The organism is Microbulbifer variabilis (assembly GCF_020524905.1).
GTDB classification, from domain to species: Bacteria; Pseudomonadota; Gammaproteobacteria; order Pseudomonadales; family Cellvibrionaceae; genus Microbulbifer; species Microbulbifer variabilis_A.
The window spans coordinates 657,882-676,021 of sequence record NZ_JAIVKI010000001.1 but is presented as its reverse complement, the minus strand read 5'-3'; the positions used below and the strand labels follow the sequence as shown (position 1 = coordinate 676,021).

At 43.7% G+C, this 18,140-nt stretch carries 16 protein-coding genes; 9 read left to right on the top strand and 7 right to left on the bottom strand.

The window, feature by feature from the left end; all coding sequences use genetic code 11:
* Positions 1–57: 57 nt before the first annotated feature.
* Positions 58–582 (top strand): LPS assembly lipoprotein LptE, encoded by a 525-nt coding sequence (gene lptE / locus LC073_RS02835; protein ID WP_226643173.1) that lies wholly within the window; start codon positions 58–60, stop codon positions 580–582.
* An 11-nt stretch (positions 583–593) separates the two neighbouring features.
* Positions 594–1,601 carry a DNA polymerase III subunit delta gene (holA, locus tag LC073_RS02830; protein WP_226643171.1) on the top strand — a complete coding sequence of 336 codons (1,008 nt, stop codon included), beginning with the start codon at positions 594–596 and terminating at the stop codon, positions 1,599–1,601.
* A gap of 104 nt (positions 1,602–1,705) precedes the next feature.
* On the opposite strand, the gene LC073_RS02825 is transcribed toward holA, so the two are convergent.
* From LC073_RS02825 to LC073_RS02800, 6 genes are all read right to left on the bottom strand, one after another.
* Complete coding sequence (locus LC073_RS02825) at positions 1,706–2,905, bottom strand: hypothetical protein (protein WP_226643169.1); 1,200 nt, start codon at positions 2,903–2,905, stop codon at positions 1,706–1,708.
* A 55-nt stretch (positions 2,906–2,960) separates the two neighbouring features.
* Entirely contained in the window at positions 2,961–3,440 is a 480-nt protein-coding gene (locus tag LC073_RS02820; protein WP_226643167.1) for a hypothetical protein, read from the bottom strand.
* 321 nt (positions 3,441–3,761) lie between these two features.
* Complete coding sequence (locus LC073_RS02815) at positions 3,762–4,610, bottom strand: CsgG/HfaB family protein (RefSeq protein ID WP_226643165.1); 849 nt, start codon at positions 4,608–4,610, stop codon at positions 3,762–3,764.
* A gap of 42 nt (positions 4,611–4,652) precedes the next feature.
* On the bottom strand, positions 4,653–5,054 hold the full coding sequence (locus LC073_RS02810; protein ID WP_226643163.1) for a curli assembly protein CsgF: 402 nt from the start codon (positions 5,052–5,054) through the stop codon (positions 4,653–4,655).
* A complete protein-coding gene (locus tag LC073_RS02805) occupies positions 5,054–5,488 on the bottom strand; it encodes a curli production assembly/transport protein CsgE (RefSeq protein WP_226643161.1) in 435 nt (144 codons plus the stop codon). Before LC073_RS02805 ends, LC073_RS02810 begins: the two co-directional genes overlap by 1 nt.
* 1 nt (position 5,489) lies before the next feature.
* Positions 5,490–6,173: a helix-turn-helix transcriptional regulator gene (locus LC073_RS02800; protein ID WP_226643159.1), complete on the bottom strand. Its 684-nt coding sequence runs from the start codon at positions 6,171–6,173 to the stop codon at positions 5,490–5,492.
* A 689-nt stretch (positions 6,174–6,862) separates the two neighbouring features.
* On the opposite strand from LC073_RS02800, the gene LC073_RS02795 reads away from it, so the two are divergent.
* Positions 6,863–8,533: an acyl-CoA dehydrogenase family protein gene (locus LC073_RS02795; protein ID WP_319004703.1), complete on the top strand. Its 1,671-nt coding sequence runs from the start codon at positions 6,863–6,865 to the stop codon at positions 8,531–8,533.
* Between the two features lie 63 nt (positions 8,534–8,596).
* On the opposite strand, the gene LC073_RS02790 is transcribed toward LC073_RS02795, so the two are convergent.
* Positions 8,597–11,182, bottom strand: a complete 2,586-nt coding sequence (locus tag LC073_RS02790) for a TonB-dependent receptor (RefSeq protein WP_226643155.1) — start codon at positions 11,180–11,182, stop codon at positions 8,597–8,599.
* Positions 11,183–11,469: 287 nt separating this feature from the next.
* On the opposite strand from LC073_RS02790, the gene LC073_RS02785 reads away from it, so the two are divergent.
* The 6 genes from LC073_RS02785 to LC073_RS02760 all read left to right on the top strand — a co-directional run bounded on the left by LC073_RS02785 (position 11,470) and on the right by LC073_RS02760 (position 18,140).
* Positions 11,470–12,795 (top strand): DUF5690 family protein, encoded by a 1,326-nt coding sequence (locus LC073_RS02785; protein WP_226643153.1) that lies wholly within the window; start codon positions 11,470–11,472, stop codon positions 12,793–12,795.
* Positions 12,796–12,813: 18 nt separating this feature from the next.
* The gene (locus LC073_RS02780; RefSeq protein ID WP_226643151.1) at positions 12,814–13,995 is read left to right on the top strand and encodes a TIGR03364 family FAD-dependent oxidoreductase; all 1,182 of its coding nucleotides are present in this window, start codon (positions 12,814–12,816) and stop codon (positions 13,993–13,995) included.
* Positions 13,988–14,578 (top strand): HD domain-containing protein, encoded by a 591-nt coding sequence (locus tag LC073_RS02775; RefSeq protein WP_226643149.1) that lies wholly within the window; start codon positions 13,988–13,990, stop codon positions 14,576–14,578. Before LC073_RS02780 ends, LC073_RS02775 begins: the two co-directional genes overlap by 8 nt.
* Before the next feature lie 12 nt (positions 14,579–14,590).
* Positions 14,591–15,400 carry a phosphonoacetaldehyde hydrolase gene (phnX, locus tag LC073_RS02770; RefSeq protein ID WP_226643141.1) on the top strand — a complete coding sequence of 270 codons (810 nt, stop codon included), beginning with the start codon at positions 14,591–14,593 and terminating at the stop codon, positions 15,398–15,400.
* An 80-nt stretch (positions 15,401–15,480) separates the two neighbouring features.
* On the top strand, positions 15,481–16,182 hold the full coding sequence (locus LC073_RS21780; RefSeq protein ID WP_226643139.1) for a UTRA domain-containing protein: 702 nt from the start codon (positions 15,481–15,483) through the stop codon (positions 16,180–16,182).
* A 197-nt stretch (positions 16,183–16,379) separates the two neighbouring features.
* On the top strand, positions 16,380–18,140 hold the full coding sequence (locus LC073_RS02760) for an alkaline phosphatase family protein (RefSeq protein ID WP_226643138.1): 1,761 nt from the start codon (positions 16,380–16,382) through the stop codon (positions 18,138–18,140).

Below are 18,140 nucleotides of genomic sequence, written 5' to 3'. Positions count from 1 at the left end.
CTCCCGGCTTGTATCTGCAAAACCCTTGTTTACTGGTATAAAAAAGCCAGGTTGTTTATGAAAATAATCGTTCGTCGTATCGTCTTTCTACTTGCCATTGTTACCACCGCAAGTTGCGGTTGGCACCTACGCGGAGCCCCAAATAACTTTCCTCCAGGCAGCTCCATTTATATTTCCAGTGAAAATCCACGCAGTGATATTGCCGATGAAATTAGCCGCCTCTTGGAAAACGGTGGAGTCCCTGTTGCGGCAACCCCTATTGAGGCTGATTATCTGCTCACCATTCACAAAGAAATGGAGCGTAAGCTTACTGTTGCTGTAGATTCTGAAGGTCGAGCTTCTGAGTACGAATTGATTACCAGTGCCATTTATAGTGTGCGAACACACAGTGGCGAAGTGCTATTAAATAAAGCCCAGGCCGATGTCTACAGATCATTGGAGTGGGACGTTTCAGAAATTGTCAGTAAAGGGGAAGAAGAACGTCTCTTACGTGCAGAAATGCGCCGTGAACTAATTAGCCGAATGATCAACCGATTGCGCCGTATTGATGTCAATGCACCATTGCAAGACAAGAGCTACTAGGTAGTTCTGCCATGCGTATCAACCCCCAACAGCTTTCCCAGCAGCTTAGGAAAGGGCTCGCGCCGATCTATATCATCTCAGGCGATGAACCACTCCTGGTACAGGAGTGTTGCGACCAAATACGTGCGGCAGCGAAAAAAAACGGTTTTGGCGAACGCGAACTTCTTCATGCTGAACACAATTTCGATTGGGAATTATTACTTGCCTCTGCCGGAAATATGTCTTTGTTTGCGGAAAAAAAGCTCATTGAGCTGCGCGCACCCAGTGGAAAGCCAGGGGATAAGGGCAGCAAAGCCTTGCAGGAATTTTCCAGGCTTGCCAGCCGAGATTTAATATTACTGCTGATTCTGCCCAAACTTGATAAGTCCCAGCTCAATAGTAAATGGATTAAAGTCCTTGAGCACGAAGGTGTGTTGGTACAAATTTGGCCAGTTAGTGCCCAGGAGATGCCACATTGGATCAGCCAAAGAATGAATGCCACCGGGTTATCCGCCGAGAAAGAAGCCATAAAAATTCTAGCTGAACAGGTAGAGGGTAACCTACTTGCTGCCAGCCAGGAGATCGAAAAGCTTAAGCTTTTAAACAAAGACGGTGAAATAATAACCGTTGAACAGCTGGAACATAGTGTTACCAGCTCCGCTCGCTATAGTGTTTTTGACCTAATCGACAGGGCACTGGCTGGGGAGCCAGAAAAAGCGATTAAGACTTTGCAAGGTTTACGTGCAGAGGGTATTGAGCCACCGGTGGTACTTTGGGCTCTGACAAGAGAGATACGCTCACTTTTAGAACTAGGCGAGAAAATCAATCAGGGACAGCCCTTAGTCAGATTGGTTCGAATACAAAAACGCCAACCACTCATACAAGCAGCTTTATCCCGTTTAACGCCCCAAAAGCTGGAAGCCCTTTTACTAAAAGCCAGAGCTGTAGATTCCGCAATTAAGGGGGGTAGTACCTATCAGTCCCCATGGAATGGCCTCCTGGAGCTCACACTTAATTTGAGTGGGCAAAGAAGTATCTAGTAAAAAGCAGCTCAAACAAGTGAGAGTTGGATTTTAATAAGCCATCAATAAAAAACCCCTCCCCTAAACGGGGAGAGGTTCAGACAACAATCGATATAGCCGTATTAGTTTTGAGAAACTGTAGCCATATTACTGTTACCGATCTGGTGGACACTCGCCATGTTGAAGTTACCATTTTGGGTAACATAAGTAGCGTTTTCGCTACCGGATTGCCCCAGGTGAGCGCCGTGCTCGAAGCCATTTTGGGATACAACCATCAAGTTAAATTCACCCATATCCTGGTGAATTTCAGCTAGGTTAAGCTCACCTGCCTGATCAATATCTACCGTATTGGCCATGCCGTCGGTGTAACCGAAGGCAGAGTTAGCGCTACCTGACTGATCAATAGTTGCTACGTTCAGATCCCCAGACTGGGAGAACTCAGTCCAGTTAAGGTCACCATTTTGTACCAGAGTTGCATCATTATTGTTACCATACTGATACATATCACCGATGTTATTGGTGTCATTCTGAGTGACAGTCATCACGTTGGCATCGCCATATTGACCAGCCGCACTGGAGTTACCGGTACCAGTCTGGGCAATTGTGGTAACGTTATTGGCACCATCCTGGGATAAATCTAAGTAGTTGAAATCACCAGTCTGTACCAGGTTAGCCGTGTTTTCCACGCCGCCTTGATAGACGAAGCCAACGTTACCTTCACCGACCTGACCACCTAAGAAGCCATCTGCCGAGCTATACCAAGTGCTGCTCCAAACACTGTTGCCATCACCTGTTTGGGTACTGACAAACAGGTTGCCATTACCGGCTTGCTGTAGGAAGGCCATATTGTCATTACCATCTTGAACTGCATCGAGGGTATTGTCACTAGAATCACCACCAGCACCAGCGTTATCAACGTATTGGTCTAGATGCACATAGTTTTCACTACCAATTTGGGTGGCGTAAGCTGTATTTCTGTTTCCATAGTACTGATGGATAACACCTTGGTTGCCCTCACCCTGTTGGAAAGTATAGGCTTGGGAGTCATTCTGACTTTGCTGACTGGTATTAGAATAGTTACGATTACCTACCTGAGTCTGGTCAATGTAGTTGGCATCGGCCGTAGACTGGCTTGCATAAGCAAGGTTATCATCACCTTCCTGCCACTGGTAAGCAGCATTATTGGTGGATTCTTCCATTTGATAAATATCAGCAACATTGTTGTCGCCAGCCTGCAGTTGATCACCGTAGTTACTATCGGCCATGGCCTGTCCAGCACCAACAAGCATTGCAATCGCAGCAGCAAGTGAAAGCTTTTTCATTTATGCATCTCCATCAGACTAAATAAACAAATACGAACAAAAAGAAAACAGTGCTTTAGTCATGTTGTACTACTTGCACTGCATGGTTGTCACCGAACTGCGCGACAAATCCAAATAGCCCATCTCCGTTTTGAATGATATTGGCTGAATTGGCATTACCCACTTGATTAATGAGGGCAATATTATCTACTCCATTTTGGATGGCTGTTGCTTGGTTATAAGCACCAGACTGGGAAATTGCAGCATAGCTATATTCACCAGCCTGCTGAATTACCGCTTCATTCGAAAAGCCTTCCTGAACCAAAAAAACCTGGTTGTATTGTCCAAACTGGGATACTTCTGCAGTATTAAATTCTCCAGTCTGAACAACTTCAGCCAGTTGGCCTGTGATAGATTCATCACGCTGTAACATAAGGTCAAGCGCCCCCTGACCGGAGGACAGCTCATCGTAGTCATCCAAATCGCCCGCCCATACAGTGGAAGCACAGGTAAAGAGCAGGAGAAAACAATAGAAACTCGCCTTGATAGCGCCCACCAAAATCTCCCTAAGTAAGATTGAAGCTAGAGCGATTTCGCTCACCCAAGACAACTATAGAAATTTAGGAAGGGACAATAAATCAGAAGAAAGAGTATTTTTCTTAAGAGAATGAGAGAAATACTTAAGACTTTTGTATGAGACTTTTAATGAGGAATTAATTTTAATTAAAAAATAAATAAGCCAAATAAGAAGCCGCACAAATTACACAAACTTACACTCAAACACAAGAACAAAACCATCCGCGCAATAAAAAAATGCAAGAGGCCGCCCATTGATTACCAACAGACATAAGAGAAAAATAATAATCAAATAAATAAGCTAAAGAATTTTCACAGTAGCGTCTGCATACTCACTCAATACGGAGCTAGGAAACTCATTAACATTCTGCATTGCCCATAAATTATTGGTTACACCATTGGCAATCAAGTGTATGACAGCTGACTCAATAGCAGAAAGAACACAAAGTTGAGCGGGATCATTGGTAGTCATTCCTGCTTCAATTTCTAGTAACCGCTTATATTCTACAAATGTATAAACATCACCCTGTATCTGCCTTGATAGAATTTTTTTGCTTGTTAGGACACTGTTTAAAACTCTACCACTTCTAACATCAACTGCACGCAGATTTACAGTAACTTCATCTACTCGATATTGTTCAGAGAGACCAATACCAAAATAGCGCGCCCCGGCTCCACCAGTTTTAATATTCGTGTCATAAGCGACTATTCCGCCTTCCAACATAACGTTGGCAGACATTAAGGATGGCAGCTCGAATGGAGGTGGAGATTCTTGCTCTTTGATTGCCGCTCGTATTATTTTTCTTTCAGTGAGTAAGTTTTGTAATCCTTCCCGCTCAAGAGTCACAAACCAACCTGACTCATTGAGCACTTGAACAAGCATTGAGGCAGCACCTTGTGTTACTGCAGTAGAGAAAGAACTAGATGGAGCTGGCCTATATTGGCCAGTTTGATCACTAAAGCCATAAACGGCTACTACAATCTTACCCCTAGGAGATGGCAGACTCAGTAGGTCGGCATAAGTACTCATCCGATCCGTTAATGTGGCTTTTTGTTCTCCTGGACCAAACAAGGCTTCGCCAGCATCCTGAAAAAATGTACAACCACTTAAAACCAAAATAGAAAAAATAAATATTATTCTCAACGCCATCACCACGACCCCTAAAAACAAACCTTCCGTTGGCCAATTAAATCAGTTACGAGGATTCAGGCCAACGACTACAATCTCAGAAATCTCTCCTGTGACAGCATCTGTAATAGTTATAGTTAAGCTACCATCTACATCGAGTATATTTACAATAAAATCATCTGTTACCAAAGTACCATTATTCCCATCACCAACATCGGTAAGTAACTGAGATAACAACCTGGACTCAAGAGTATCCGTAAACCTATCAAGTGATGATGAATCGGAGTAAGGGGATTTACCTGCTTTAGGATCCTTCTTACTATTTTGAGCACTGGCGTTATTTAACAAATAATTACCATTGAGAGGATTACCCCCAAAGGATGGATTTATTGGATTATAAATTAGCTCTGTCGCAGAAACAGAGAGAGACAAAAAAGTAGCAGCCAATAAAAAATAAAACCTCACTAAAGCTCCTCCCCAGCTAAATCCAAATTTTGCGAAAACAAGGCCTGTAATCTTTGCTGTCGCACATTATTATTTATTTGAGCAACAGCCTGCTCAACCAATTGACCAAAACGTCTTCTACCTGGATAAACAACGGTCCTAAATACTTCTTTATTTTCATAATTTACCCACACAACGCTCCCCCATCTCGCAGAAGGCCTCTCGTGCACAGTCAAGTTATAATCAAAATCTGATAAATTGGATGAAATATACAGAGAAAGAGAGCGTGTAAACTCATGCCCTATACCACTCACCGTGTTATCAATAACCAACCCTGTGAGAATCGATTCTTCACTCTCAGAAAACTCTGACTCCTGAGAAATTGTTGATACCGATGCAAAACCAAAAAAAGACAACAAGAGAAAATTAAACAAAAATAAATTAATTTTTTCCATTTCACAGATTCTGACTTGCCCAACTACTTGCTTCTAACCTATTCCTACAGCCAATCTTCTTATACACTTTATATAGATGGCTTTTTACGGTGTGCTCACTTACACATAAGGCCTCAGCAATGTCTGCATTTGTTTGACAGTCGCAGATAAGCTCAAGTATCTGCCTCTCCCTTTGTGTAAGATTTGTGGAGGATCTCATCCATCTTTTAGGGCGCCTATGCTGTCGTAGGAAATTATGTAACACATCTCTGGGAAACCAATACTCACCAGAGAATATCCTGCCTAACCGCTCCATTATGACGCCCGGTTCAGATTTTGCAGGCATTAACCCCAAAACTTTCTCCCAATGCAAGACAAAGTCAAACTCGTTCGCATCATCAACGTTCAAAAGGATAATATTGGGGGGATTTGTAGAAGTGTGAATATCCCTCAAAAGATGATCAAGATCAGACTTGAAAAGACCCACACAGTCAAGCAATAAGTAATCAGCTTTTAATCCATCAATAGAAAAAGATGGGGTACGCTGTACGACAGAACATCTGGTATTAAACTCCTCCTCAATGTGTCCCGCAAAAATTGAGCTCTGCAAGTTGACCGAAGAGGTCATGAAGGCAATAGCTGGCCCTTTACAAACAGTATCCGGTGAAACAACTTTGAGGCGTGCATAATCCTTATGCAAATTCATCTGGGTTCCCCCAACACGCATTCCTTTGTAAAATTTTATCTGACGACTTCTAACTTTTTTATTATTTTCTTTCCGTAGCATCTTTGTTGAGAGCTAAATCTATTCGATCAACCAACATACTGCAACAGGTAGTGAAGCAGATAACAAAAATTCAATCTTAAGTGTGCCAACGAATATTACAATTGTCACTTTTTCATACAAAGGTACTACAATTTCACTAACTAACATCTCTAGAGGACATGCTTTTGTATAAAGTAAAAAAACTTTTTAAAGCATAAGAAACAATAAAAAATTGTACTGATCCACACAATTAATAGATTTTGTTCTACTAAAGCCAAATGAAAAACTCCTTCTTAAGTATCAATAATCCATCCAAACACCGTAATAGGCTAAAACACAAAAAAATCGAGAAACAACCTAGTCAACTGGTTTTAAGTAGAAAGTCTATTGTTGTTAAAAAAAGCAATATTGCTTCGAATAAAATATATGTAGATTTCATTTAAATAAAAATTACCCATGCACTTAATGTACCTCATAAAAATTGATCAGCGCCCAAATAGTAATCAAATGAGGAACTGCTTTATGGTTTTATATTGGTACTATGTGTTCATTAACTTCAGCTTAAAATTGGTAAATCAGTACAAAGTAAACCAACCGTAAAACGTATATTTGTGTTAACCGTAGAGGCCATGGTTATGAGCGATCACTTTCACCCCTCAGCCCACTCAACTACTCACATAGTAAACAATCAAACTCCGCCTCTCTGTGGACATAACCTGTACGCCGGTGATCAAGCTCTGCGGGATTCAGTACATTTCTATGGGGGACATTGGGCCGAGGAAGATTTACAGCGCTATGGCGAGGTTTGTGGAAGACCCGAAATGATAGAGCGAGGCTATGCTGCCAATGAGTTTAAGCCAATACTCGAAAGTCATGACCGAATCGGTAACCGCATAGACTTAGTACGCTACCACCCGTCCTATCACCAACTTATGCAACTTGCACTATCGGAGGGACTACACAGCTCCCCATGGAGTGCCCCTCGCAATGGTGCCAATATAGCTCGAGCCGCAAAGTACTATTTACATTGCCAACTCGAGGCGGGTCACGGGTGTCCTATAACAATGACATTTGCTTCTATTCCCTCGATAAAATTAAACCCCAAGATAGCAGAGGAGTGGACTCCCAAGATCCTCAGTCGTGGTTACGATGGAAGCAACCGCCCATACTTTGAAAAATACTCTCTGACTATCGGTATGGGTATGACTGAGAAGCAGGGAGGCTCGGATGTACGTGCAAATACAACCACAGCCGTCCCCACGGGGGATGGTACTTATGAATTACTCGGACATAAATGGTTTATGTCTGCGCCTATGTGTGATGGATTTCTAGTTTTAGCTCAGGCGCCAGGAGGTCTTTCCTGTTTTTTAGTGCCCAGATGGCGTCCGGATGGGAGTAAAAATCAACTGCAAATCCAAAGACTTAAAGTAAAGTCAGGTAATGTATCCAATGCTTCTTCAGAGGTCGAGTTTCGGGGCGCTTTAGGATGGCTACTTAGTGAGGAGGGCCAAGGAATCAATGCCATTATCAAGATGGTCGCAATCACCCGTTTTGATTGTATGGTCGGGTCCTCTGGGGGCCAACGGCAAGCCGTGATGCAAGCGATTTACCACACGTCACAAAGAGAAGCCTTTGGGAAAAAGTTAATAGCTCAACCCCTGATGCAAAATGTCCTTGCGGATCTTCAATTAGAGGTTGAGGGATCTGTCGCCCTAACAATGAGAATGGCCCTGGCTATGGACCATGAAGATCAAGAGCACGAAAAAATGCTACTCAGGCTGGGATCGGCTGTGGGCAAATATTGGATCTGTAAACGCAGCCCACATCACGCCTATGAAGCTATGGAATGTTTGGGGGGTAACGGAGTTATTGAAAACTTTATCACTGCCCGCCTCTACCGCGATGCGCCAATTAATGCCATTTGGGAGGGATCCGGGAATATACAAGCCCTGGATGTACTACGGGCTATCACAAAAACACCCAGTGTGGTAAATCACTGGTTAGATGAAATGGCAACAAGCATTGGTATTGATACCCGGTTTGACAAAGCAATAGATTCTCTAAAGAAAGAACTTGCCGACTTAGATCAATTTGAATACCGGGCACGGGGTATCGTTGATCAAATGGCAATTACAATGCAAACCCATCTACTATTACAAGCTGGTAATCAGTCTGTCAGTGATGCTTTTATTCGTTCAAGATTAGAAACTAGAGGAGCTCATAGTAGTGGAAGTTTACCAAAAGGTATAGACCTCAAAACACTAATCAACCGTGGTGACCCACTTTCAATAGAGAGTTAAGCGAACTCGAAAAAACAACTCGACAATAGGCGAGTTGTTTTTTCGATAAAGTAATACGTTCGACTAGAAAAAACTGTAGCGGAATCCCAGTTGTCCACGAACCCCGTAGTACTCTACTTGTTTAGGTCTATCTTTATCACCAATATAGTAAGTTAGTGGTTCATTGGTAAGGTTTAAGGCTTCAGCAAAGACAATCAGATTATCACTCAGCGTATAGTTTGCACTCATATCCAAGCTAGTATATGCCCCGTAGTATTGATCTTCTTTTTTATTGGCACCATGCTCCTCAATATACTCGCCCTTATGATTTTGAGCCAAACGAATAGAAAGAGCACCATCGTCATAATAGATAGAGAGGTTATGCAATAAATCTGCTTGACGAGAAATTGGTACAGACTCCTCACGGCCCGGAATATGCATTTCTGAATCCATCACGGTAATATTTGCAGAAACTCCAATGTTCGATAGAAATCCTGGCATAAAGTCTAGCTTGTGAACCAGGTTAAATTCCAAGCCCCTTAGCGAGGCATTATCGCCATTATCCGGGCTATAAATATCAACCCCAGAAATGCCATTGTACTCTCCCACTTTCACATCTGTAAAAATTGGATCAGCAATATCTTTATAGAAAAGACCAGCAGATAATATACCTGAATTGTTGTAATAATATTCGTACATCATATCAAAATTCCAGGAGTAAGTCGGCTCAAGATTTGGATTGCCACCTTTGAACTCATTATCATGCTCGGCATAGTAGCCACCTGGATTTAGATCACCAAAATCTGGTCTCGCAAAGGTTCTGGTTAGTGCAAACCTAATATTACTATCTTCTGTAAGTGCATAGTTAAGATGTGCCGATGGCAGGATGGATAAATAATCCTTATCCCCGAAAAATGGGATAAGATATCCGCCAGTAGATTCACCGGCAACAAATACCTGGCTATCCACTTCGGTTCGTGTCTGAGTGAGCCGCAATCCTGCCACTAAAGTGACCCTATCTGAGAGTTCATAAGTTCCCATACCATAAGCGGATAAGTGTCTCTCAGTAAGATTAAAGTTGCGTCCAAGTGCCCCTCCATTATCAACTAAAGCTGACTCTTCAGTAACCAATGAAAATTTATTACTATTTTCATTCCAAAATTTCTCCAATTGGGACAATGAAGCAACCTGGGAGAAATGTGACTCGTAATCGATATCCAATTCAGACAAATATTCACTTCTGCCAGGCTGATCAGATAAAGAAAAATCAGAAAGAACTGGGGCAGGACCAAAGTTATCTTCATTCCAAGCGTAAAATTCATCAGAAAATTCAGAGATCCTTTCTTTATCCCTATATTTCATTCCGAATTTTAATTCCAATTCGCTGGTAAGCTCAGAAATAAAGTCGAAAGAAGCTACTATTTTATCTTTTTCATTGACATATACTTTATAGAGCTCAACCCAAGACAACCTGGACTGAGATGGGTCCATTGCAAAGTCATCGGAAAGGTGTGTAGGTATATTTTCTGCTGGATCGGTGCCACCATCGATCCGGTTATAGGCCAAACCATCTTCACTCAAGCCAATATAACCAACATCCGTTTGATCAAAACGCATCACAAAATATGAACGATCACCTCTATTCGGTGTGTTCCCGTAACGGAATTCATTATCATAGCTGGCTAAACTCCAGTTTAGCTGGTTATCCTCTCCAAAGTAGTGCTCTCCACCAATCTCAAAGCCTTGCATACGCGTAATCAGCGTGTTGTGAATATGCTGAAGCTCCATTCTATCCTTATCGAATCTTAGCCTGTGTTTATAATGGGTCTCCTCATCCTCCAAAGTCCCATACAGGCTGCGAGTAAATAACTTACCCCCATGATTTAACCGATACTCGGTAGCCAGGTTTAATCCCAGAGTATCCCTAGTCCCCGTGTAGTCCCGTAACTCCAGCCGATAAATACCTTCCCCTTTACGGCGAGGCTCATAATTATCGGTTGCCCAATCTCTATTCCATCCGGTTACATTGGCAAGAAAACCCCACTTACCATCTTCACTTCTATCCCCATAAAGAATACTCATGGATTTAATATCGCCATCCGCTTTATCGGCATAGCCACCAGACACAGAAATATCCAGAATGCGCTCTTCAGGAGCAGTACGGGTAACAAAGTTAACATTGCCTCCAATGGAGTCCCCTTCTTGATCAGCCGTAATGGCTTTGGAAACTTCAATACGCTCAATCAGTTCTGATGGGAAGAAATCAAAAGCCGTAGCCCTACTGGTAGTTTCTTCTTCAGCAGATGGCAAGCGATGACCATTAAGGCTGGAAGAACTCCACTGGGATGGAAGACCGCGTACAGCTACGAAGCGCCCTTCCCCTTGGTCACGTTCGATAGAAACTCCGGACACTCTCTGCACGGCTTCTGCAGCATTACGATCCGGCAACTTGCCGATACCATCTGCCGATACCACACTGACAATACGATTGGATTCTCGCTGAAGTTCCAGGGAACGCAACTCCGTATCAAACATACGCCCGAGTACGACTACTTCTTCTATGCTGCTACCATCCTGGGTGTTCGTAGCACTATTTTCCTGTGCATACACATAATTAGTCTGCCCAGCCAGCAAAGCGATTGCTGCAGGCCATAATTTGTTATTTTTCATTCTCTATCCCCCTGTATAAATCAAAATACGGCTGGCAGATTTTTTTCGAAACGGTGTTAATCTGTTCGATCCTAACTTCATATCTGGACTAGACCAGAATCCTAGTTCACAGGTATGACGTTTATATAACAGGAGTATGAATATTCCCCTTCCTCAAAAACTGACTATATCTTGAGCAATCTTTTCCGACACATTAGAAAAATGATCTGACTTCACCAGGCGCGTCATAAAAGTGACATCACGAATCACTAAAATCTGGTCTAGACCAATAAATAACGTTGGCTAGTATGGAAAATATCAGTAATAGACGGGCCTCTATTTACAGCAAAGCTTATAGCTGCGAGCTATTCATATTGCTTTTTTCAGGGATCGCTGCCTTTTTCACTTATTTCTGCATGTATGCTTTTCGCAAACCCTTTGTCGCGGCATCCTATTCCCACATTTCCGGGTGGGAATTTGTTCTCGACTACAAAAGTGCGTTGATTATTTCTCAAGTACTGGGATATGCGTTTTCAAAATTTATTGGGATTAAGATTGTCTCAGAACTACGCCCTGTACAGCGAGGCAGGTTACTCATACTCCTTATCCTTGCCAGCCACTCAGCCTTGATAATCTTTGCGTTGGTCCCTGCGCCTTATAATGTAGCCATGCTTTTTTTAAATGGTCTCCCTCTGGGAATGGTGTGGGGGCTAGTGTTTAGCTATCTTGAGGGGCGTCGTCTCACTGAGGCATTAGGCGCTATTTTGTGTGTTAGCTTAATCGTCTCTTCAGGAGCTGTAAAAGCGATTGCTGCATATATAATGCTCGAATGGGAAGTACCAGAACTCTGGATGCCTGCCACGGTAGGATTTTTATTTTTACCCGGCCTGGTTCTTTCAACATTCGCACTTAGTAGGACCCCTCAACCCAACCAAGCAGACATCCGCGCACGCAAACAACGAGTTCCGATGACCCCTGAAATGCGCTGGAGTTTTGTTAAAGAAACCAACTTAGGGTTGGCAGCCTTAATAGTAACTTATGTATTCCTAACAGCGTTTCGTGATTTTACCGATAATTTTGCTGCAGAACTTTGGCAAGCTTTGGGATACGGTGAAGTACCGCAGATTTTCCTGACCAGTAGTTTGCCTGTGGCACTGGTAGTATTAGGTTTCCTAGCACTGCTTATTTTTATACGCAACAACTACCGTGCATTACAGCTCAATCAGTTGTTAATAGCGACTGGAGGCGCGACCTGTATTATCGCAACTCTCGCATTTGAGTCCAATGTTATTGCCGGGGCTACCTGGATGATCGTAATTAACATCGGCCTTTATATCGGCTATGTTCCGTTTAACTGCCTGTTATTTGAACGTCTGGTCGCTTGTACTAAAAGCCTGGGTAATGCAGGTTTTGTCATTTATCTGGCAGATAGCTCGGGTTATATGGGTAGTATTGGCGTTATGTTGTATAAAACATTCACGCAACAAAATCTAAACTGGCTAGAATTTACCCAGAAATTTTCTTATATCACTGGTTTTGCATGCATTCTATTGATGCTGTTCTCACTTCTTTTCTTTCGCCGCTTGAGCCGCAACTATTCTTCACGGTCTGAGCTTATTACTTCTCCAGTGTAAAAAGGTATTAGTGAAGTTATGAAATTTGATATCGCCATTGTTGGTGCCGGAGTATTAGGAAGCTTCGCCGCTTACCATGCACTAAAAGCCGGAAGAAAGGTATTATTAATCGATTCCAGCATTCAATCCTGTGGAGCAACCGTCCGAAATTTTGGGCAAATAGTGCCATCTGGTATGAATCTGGATGTATGGCGTAACCTGGGGCGGCGCTCACTAGAAATATATGGCGAATTAGCATCATTAATGCCAGATACACTCTGGCAACAAGGATCTCTTTATGTCGCTTCCTCAGCAGAAGAAGCGAGTCTTCTTGAAGAGATGCATGAGATTAATACTGAGACGAATTACGTTTCCAAACTTCTTACTCCAGCACAATGCCGCGAGCGTATTGCCTCTCTAGAGCAAGGTTACTGCCAAGGTGGCCTCCTCTACCCACAAGAAATGAGTGCAGAAAGTGCACTATTGATGAAAAATTTCTGGAAACTACTTGAAAATGAAGTAGACCTCCACTTCAAAAAATCTTCTCCAGTTTCGACTATAGAGGAAGTCAACAAAGACATAGTGGTTCGCTGCTCAACAGGAGAAATCTTTTCCGCAGAACGAGCGCTAATTTGTTGTGGACATCAGCTTAGCTACTTGTTTCCAGAATTTTTACAAACAGAGAAAATGCAGCTCAGTAAATTGCAGATGTTACGTACCCAACCCATCAAAGGCGTGAAGATTCCAGGAAATTTGCTTACTGGTCTGACTATACGCCGTTACGAGGCATTCAAAAGCTGTCCCAACTATAAAAATTTACCTGCATCTCAGATAGATCCGGATTATGGAAAATTTGGGATTCACCTGCTTTTTCGGCAATCTGCCGATGGCAGCATCATCATCGGTGACTCCCATGAGTACTTCTCTGCGCAGGAATCCGATTCTTTAGATTACGAGATTCGTCAGGAAATCAACACACTGATGGTCACGGAAGCCAGACGTATCCTCAAACTTCCCCATTACGAGATAGACAGAGTCTGGAATGGCTATTACAGCCAAGAAAATAGTCAAGGGGTATTCCTCAAATCTGCAGCTGAAAATATTCATTTAGTGACAGGTATTGGCGGAAAAGGTATGACAACGGGGCCCGCACTAATGGAGCGGGTGGTGAAGAATATTTTTGAGGAAAATGCTCTGGAGGAATGCCTCATCGATGTGTAATAAAACGATAGATGAAATTCGCCAACTATTTTCACAAAATGGCAATATAAAACTTGGAGAAAATTGCACGCAATTACAGCATGCCTCTCAGTGTGCTGCCTTGGCACAGCAAGCCGGTAATACCGTTGAATTGATTGTTGCTGCATTTCTGCATGATATCGGCCATCTCTATGCGATAAAAGAAGAAGTTATTGGCATCGATTCTGAGGGTCATCGCGAACATGACCGTATAGGCGCAGAATTGTTAGATGGATGGGGATTTCCCTCTTCGGTGACCATGCCTATCGCCCTCCACGTTCAAGCCAAGAGATACCTTACGAGCATGGATAATCATTACGAAGCAAGGCTATCCCGAGCTAGCCAAAAAACGCTACTGCAGCAGGGTAAGAGCATGAGCAATCAAGAGCAATGTATCTTTCTACAGACCCCCTTTGCCAAGGATGCCCTGCTCCTGCGCGAGTGGGATGACTCGGGAAAAACACCCGATTTAGAGATAGCCCCTTTAGATCACTGGCTACGGCTTTGTGCGAAGGTACTCGGTCAACAAGTAACCAGCTGCTCAACTCCCAACCTCACCAACTGAAGGAGATATTCCATGGAATCCTCACAATTGAAAGCTGTCATCCTGGACTGGGCCGGAACACTTGTGGATTTCGGCTCCCGGGCTCCGTTACGAGCCTTTATGCAAGTATTTGCCAATGCGGGCATTATTGTCAGCGAAGAACAAACCCGCATTCCAATGGGGACGGAGAAGAAAGAGCATATTCGTCGCATGTTACAGCAGGAATCCATTCTTACTGCCTGGCAAAAAGTACACGGGCGTTTGCCGCAGGAATCCGATGTAGAGGAACTGTATCGACAACTGGCCCCGATACAGATTATTGAAATCGACAAACACAGCCAAATGGTACCTGGGGCTGATAAACTGTTTATTCGCCTACGTGAGCGTAATTTACGTATCGGTAGCACCACTGGCTACAGCCGTATAATGATTGAGGGAATGCTGGCAAAGGCTCTCCAACAAGGCCTGGAACCCGATTGCGTTGTTACTGCAGATGAGGCTATAGGCGCGAGACCCGGGCCTGCCGCCGCATTGAAAAACATCATTGCCATGGGAATCCCATCCGTCAGCCAATGTGTCAAAGTAGATGACACCGCTGCTGGCATTCATGAGGGGCGAAATGCCGGCATGTGGACAGTTGCAGTGGTACTTTCCGGGAACGCCTCGGGATTGTCGTTAGATAGCTGGCAAGCACTTTCAGAGACGGATAAAAACAATCACAGCCTTTGTGCCTATCAAAAACTAGAGGGCTGTGGCGCTCATTACTTAATTGATGATATCCGTAAACTTGAACCCATATTGGTTGATATCAATCGCCGTCTGGCCCTTGGAGAACGCCCCTGATAGGCTATCAACTTTGAACAATAACCGCTCGGTAGCCCAGGCTAAAGATTGAGCTTAAGATCACATCCAAGAGAAGTATTGTGTCCTCCAGTTTCGACGATATCAAAGCCCATATACAACTGTTGATCGGCAATGATCGCCTGGGTGCTAACCACAAGCTGCCCGCCGAACGAGAGCTGGCGGAACAGCTGCGGATCACCCGTATTACCTTGCGCGATGGATTAAACCGCCTAGAAGGGGAAGGTCTGGTCTACCGCCAGAATCGCCGTGGCTGGTTTGTTGCCCCGAATCGGTTTGTGATGAACCCCGCGAAGAAGGTTAACTTTAACTCTATGGCCCGAGAGCAGTCCTTCCTCCCCACAACTAAGGTGCTGGGCTTTCGCAAACTGAGCGTGCGCCGCGATATTTATTCAGCTTTTGCGGTAACCAAAAGCACCAAATTTTTTGAAATGCGAAGAGTACGCTATTTAGACCAGCGGGCGGTTATGGTGGAGGAAAGTTATCTACCAGCAGAGCGCTTCTCCGGATTATCGGATTTCGATTTATCGGAATCTGTGACAGAAATATTGCGGCATAACTATGCAGTGAATATTAACCGGGAACACTGCAATATCCAGGTTGCGAATCTGGAATTACTATGTGCCGAACCACTAGGTATTCCGGCCGGTGCTCCAAGCCTGAAAATTACCCGACTGCGTTATGACTCCAGTGGGTATTTGATTGATTACAATATCGAATACTGGCTACCCCACGCTATAGAAATGGAAGTCGCCACCCAGTAATCCCCTATTCCTTGTTAAAAAGCCACTCTACTCCTTATTTAGGGGCTTCAGGTGTTTTTTAATTGTAGGTTTTTAAATAGCTGTCATTTCTTGGCAGCATCACGGTAAAAATCTCTTCACTAGCATTTAACAACCGTCGTCTATCCTAATGCTCCTGGTCTAGTCCAGATAACCATTATAATTACAGGATATTCGATATGAAGATACTCATCTCCTGCCTGTTGTTGATTACGCTAGTTTCGAGCACCCAATCCGTTTTTGCATTAAATAATAAGAAAGTTCTTCTTATCGGCATTGATGGATTACAGTACGAGAAGCTAAAAGACGTTGCCACTCCCAATTATGATCGATTAATTCTACACAAAGCCTACACCGGAGGTATTCAAGGCACCCCAAGCCAACAAGACACTAAAAGTGGGCCTGGCTGGTCCACTATACTCACAGGTGTCTGGGCAAACAAACACAGGGTTACCTCCAATGACTCTGGCCTGGCTAACGAAGAATTTCCAAGTTTATTCAAACGAATTAAAGAAGCGGACAATAACCACTGGGTAGGCAGCATATCCAATTGGAGCCCCATTAATAGCAACTTCTTCACCACAGATCTGGAGAAGGCAGACTTGGTTTTAAGTGGTCTTTCCGATGCAGATGTTACCGCACGCGCTATACAGGAAATCTCTTCCGGACATGTGGATTTTCTATTCCTGCATCTGGATGATCCCGATGGTGCCGGTCACAGTTCCTGTTTTGGCGATCGCTATAACGAAAGTATTCGCACGAGTGATACACAACTTGGTGAGCTGTTAAATGCAGTAGATTCGCGCATTGCTAACGGAGAAGAATGGCTGGTGCTGGTAACCACAGACCATGGTCGCGATACCCGGGGTTGTGGTCATGGATCACAGACGGTCAATGAGAAAACTATTTTTATTGGTAGTAACCTACCATTAAATGCCGAGCACAACGATTACGTTGAGGATATCCAAAATAAGGACTTCGGTGGTATTTATGGCTATTCGGCACAAACGTCGATAGCCCCTACAATACTGCGTTTTATGGATATCGATCTGCAGACAACCTGGAAACTGGATGGAAATCCATTGATTGGCAGCCCAGGCACACGTAAGTTGATGTCAGCCAGTAATACGTCAATCAATTGGTATTCCACAGATAGTGGTCCAGTTGAAGTCTATCAGAACGATCAACTTATTGATGTAGTAGACGCTAGCACACGGAGTTGGACTGATTACACGGGCGTTCAGGGCATTCTAGATTATGTACTCGTCTATAACGACACCCCGGTCGCCCTGCGTAAGTCCGCCCTGGAAATTATCGCCGGTCTCGACTGGAACGGTTCGCGTGCATACTACTTTCGTGGAGACAATCAATATGTACGCTATAACAAAATTCTAGATAAAACGGCAAATGACTATCCACGCACAACAGATAACAGTAGTTGGCCAGGTTTAGGGGATTATGCCAACCAGATTGTCGCTGCCTTTAAAGCCAATAGTGATAAAGGTTATTTCTTCTTAAGCGATGGGCGTTACCTGCGATACGACCTTAATGATGATCAGGTGGACTCCGGCTACCCCAAACTCGTGGATAACAATAGTTGGCCAGGTATGGCTTCCTACGCATCAAAAATTCGTGCAGCCTTGAAGTGGCCGAATAGCAAAGTCTATTTTTTTCTGGAGGACGGAAATTATTTGCGCTATGACTTGGAAGATGATCAGCTTGACAGTGGCTACCCAAAACCTATCAATGACAATACCTGGCCGGGGCTCGGCGCCTATGCCACTGAGATTACTGCGGCCCACCAGTGGAACATGTTTCGCGCTTATTTCTTTCTAAAAAATCAACGCTATATACGCTATTCCATCACTACTGATCAGGCCAACAGCGGATATCCGCGAATAACAGACGATAACACCTGGCCAGGCTTGATGAACCCCTGA

What these genes read in the sequence shown, in the direction of transcription:
- lptE (WP_226643173.1), top strand. Translation starts at nt 58, where the DNA reads ATGAAAATAATCGTTCGTCGTATCGTCTTTCTACTTGCCATTGTTACC.
- holA (WP_226643171.1), top strand. Translation starts at nt 594, where the DNA reads ATGCGTATCAACCCCCAACAGCTTTCCCAGCAGCTTAGGAAAGGGCTC.
- LC073_RS02825 (WP_226643169.1), bottom strand. Translation starts at nt 2,905, where the DNA reads ATGAAAAAGCTTTCACTTGCTGCTGCGATTGCAATGCTTGTTGGTGCT.
- LC073_RS02815 (WP_226643165.1), bottom strand. Translation starts at nt 4,610, where the DNA reads ATGGCGTTGAGAATAATATTTATTTTTTCTATTTTGGTTTTAAGTGGT.
- LC073_RS02805 (WP_226643161.1), bottom strand. Translation starts at nt 5,488, where the DNA reads ATGGAAAAAATTAATTTATTTTTGTTTAATTTTCTCTTGTTGTCTTTT.
- LC073_RS02800 (WP_226643159.1), bottom strand. Translation starts at nt 6,173, where the DNA reads ATGAATTTGCATAAGGATTATGCACGCCTCAAAGTTGTTTCACCGGAT.
- LC073_RS02795 (WP_319004703.1), top strand. Translation starts at nt 6,863, where the DNA reads ATGGTTATGAGCGATCACTTTCACCCCTCAGCCCACTCAACTACTCAC.
- LC073_RS02790 (WP_226643155.1), bottom strand. Translation starts at nt 11,182, where the DNA reads ATGAAAAATAACAAATTATGGCCTGCAGCAATCGCTTTGCTGGCTGGG.
- LC073_RS02785 (WP_226643153.1), top strand. Translation starts at nt 11,470, where the DNA reads ATGGAAAATATCAGTAATAGACGGGCCTCTATTTACAGCAAAGCTTAT.
- LC073_RS02780 (WP_226643151.1), top strand. Translation starts at nt 12,814, where the DNA reads ATGAAATTTGATATCGCCATTGTTGGTGCCGGAGTATTAGGAAGCTTC.
- LC073_RS02775 (WP_226643149.1), top strand. Translation starts at nt 13,988, where the DNA reads ATGTGTAATAAAACGATAGATGAAATTCGCCAACTATTTTCACAAAAT.
- phnX (WP_226643141.1), top strand. Translation starts at nt 14,591, where the DNA reads ATGGAATCCTCACAATTGAAAGCTGTCATCCTGGACTGGGCCGGAACA.
- LC073_RS02760 (WP_226643138.1), top strand. Translation starts at nt 16,380, where the DNA reads ATGAAGATACTCATCTCCTGCCTGTTGTTGATTACGCTAGTTTCGAGC.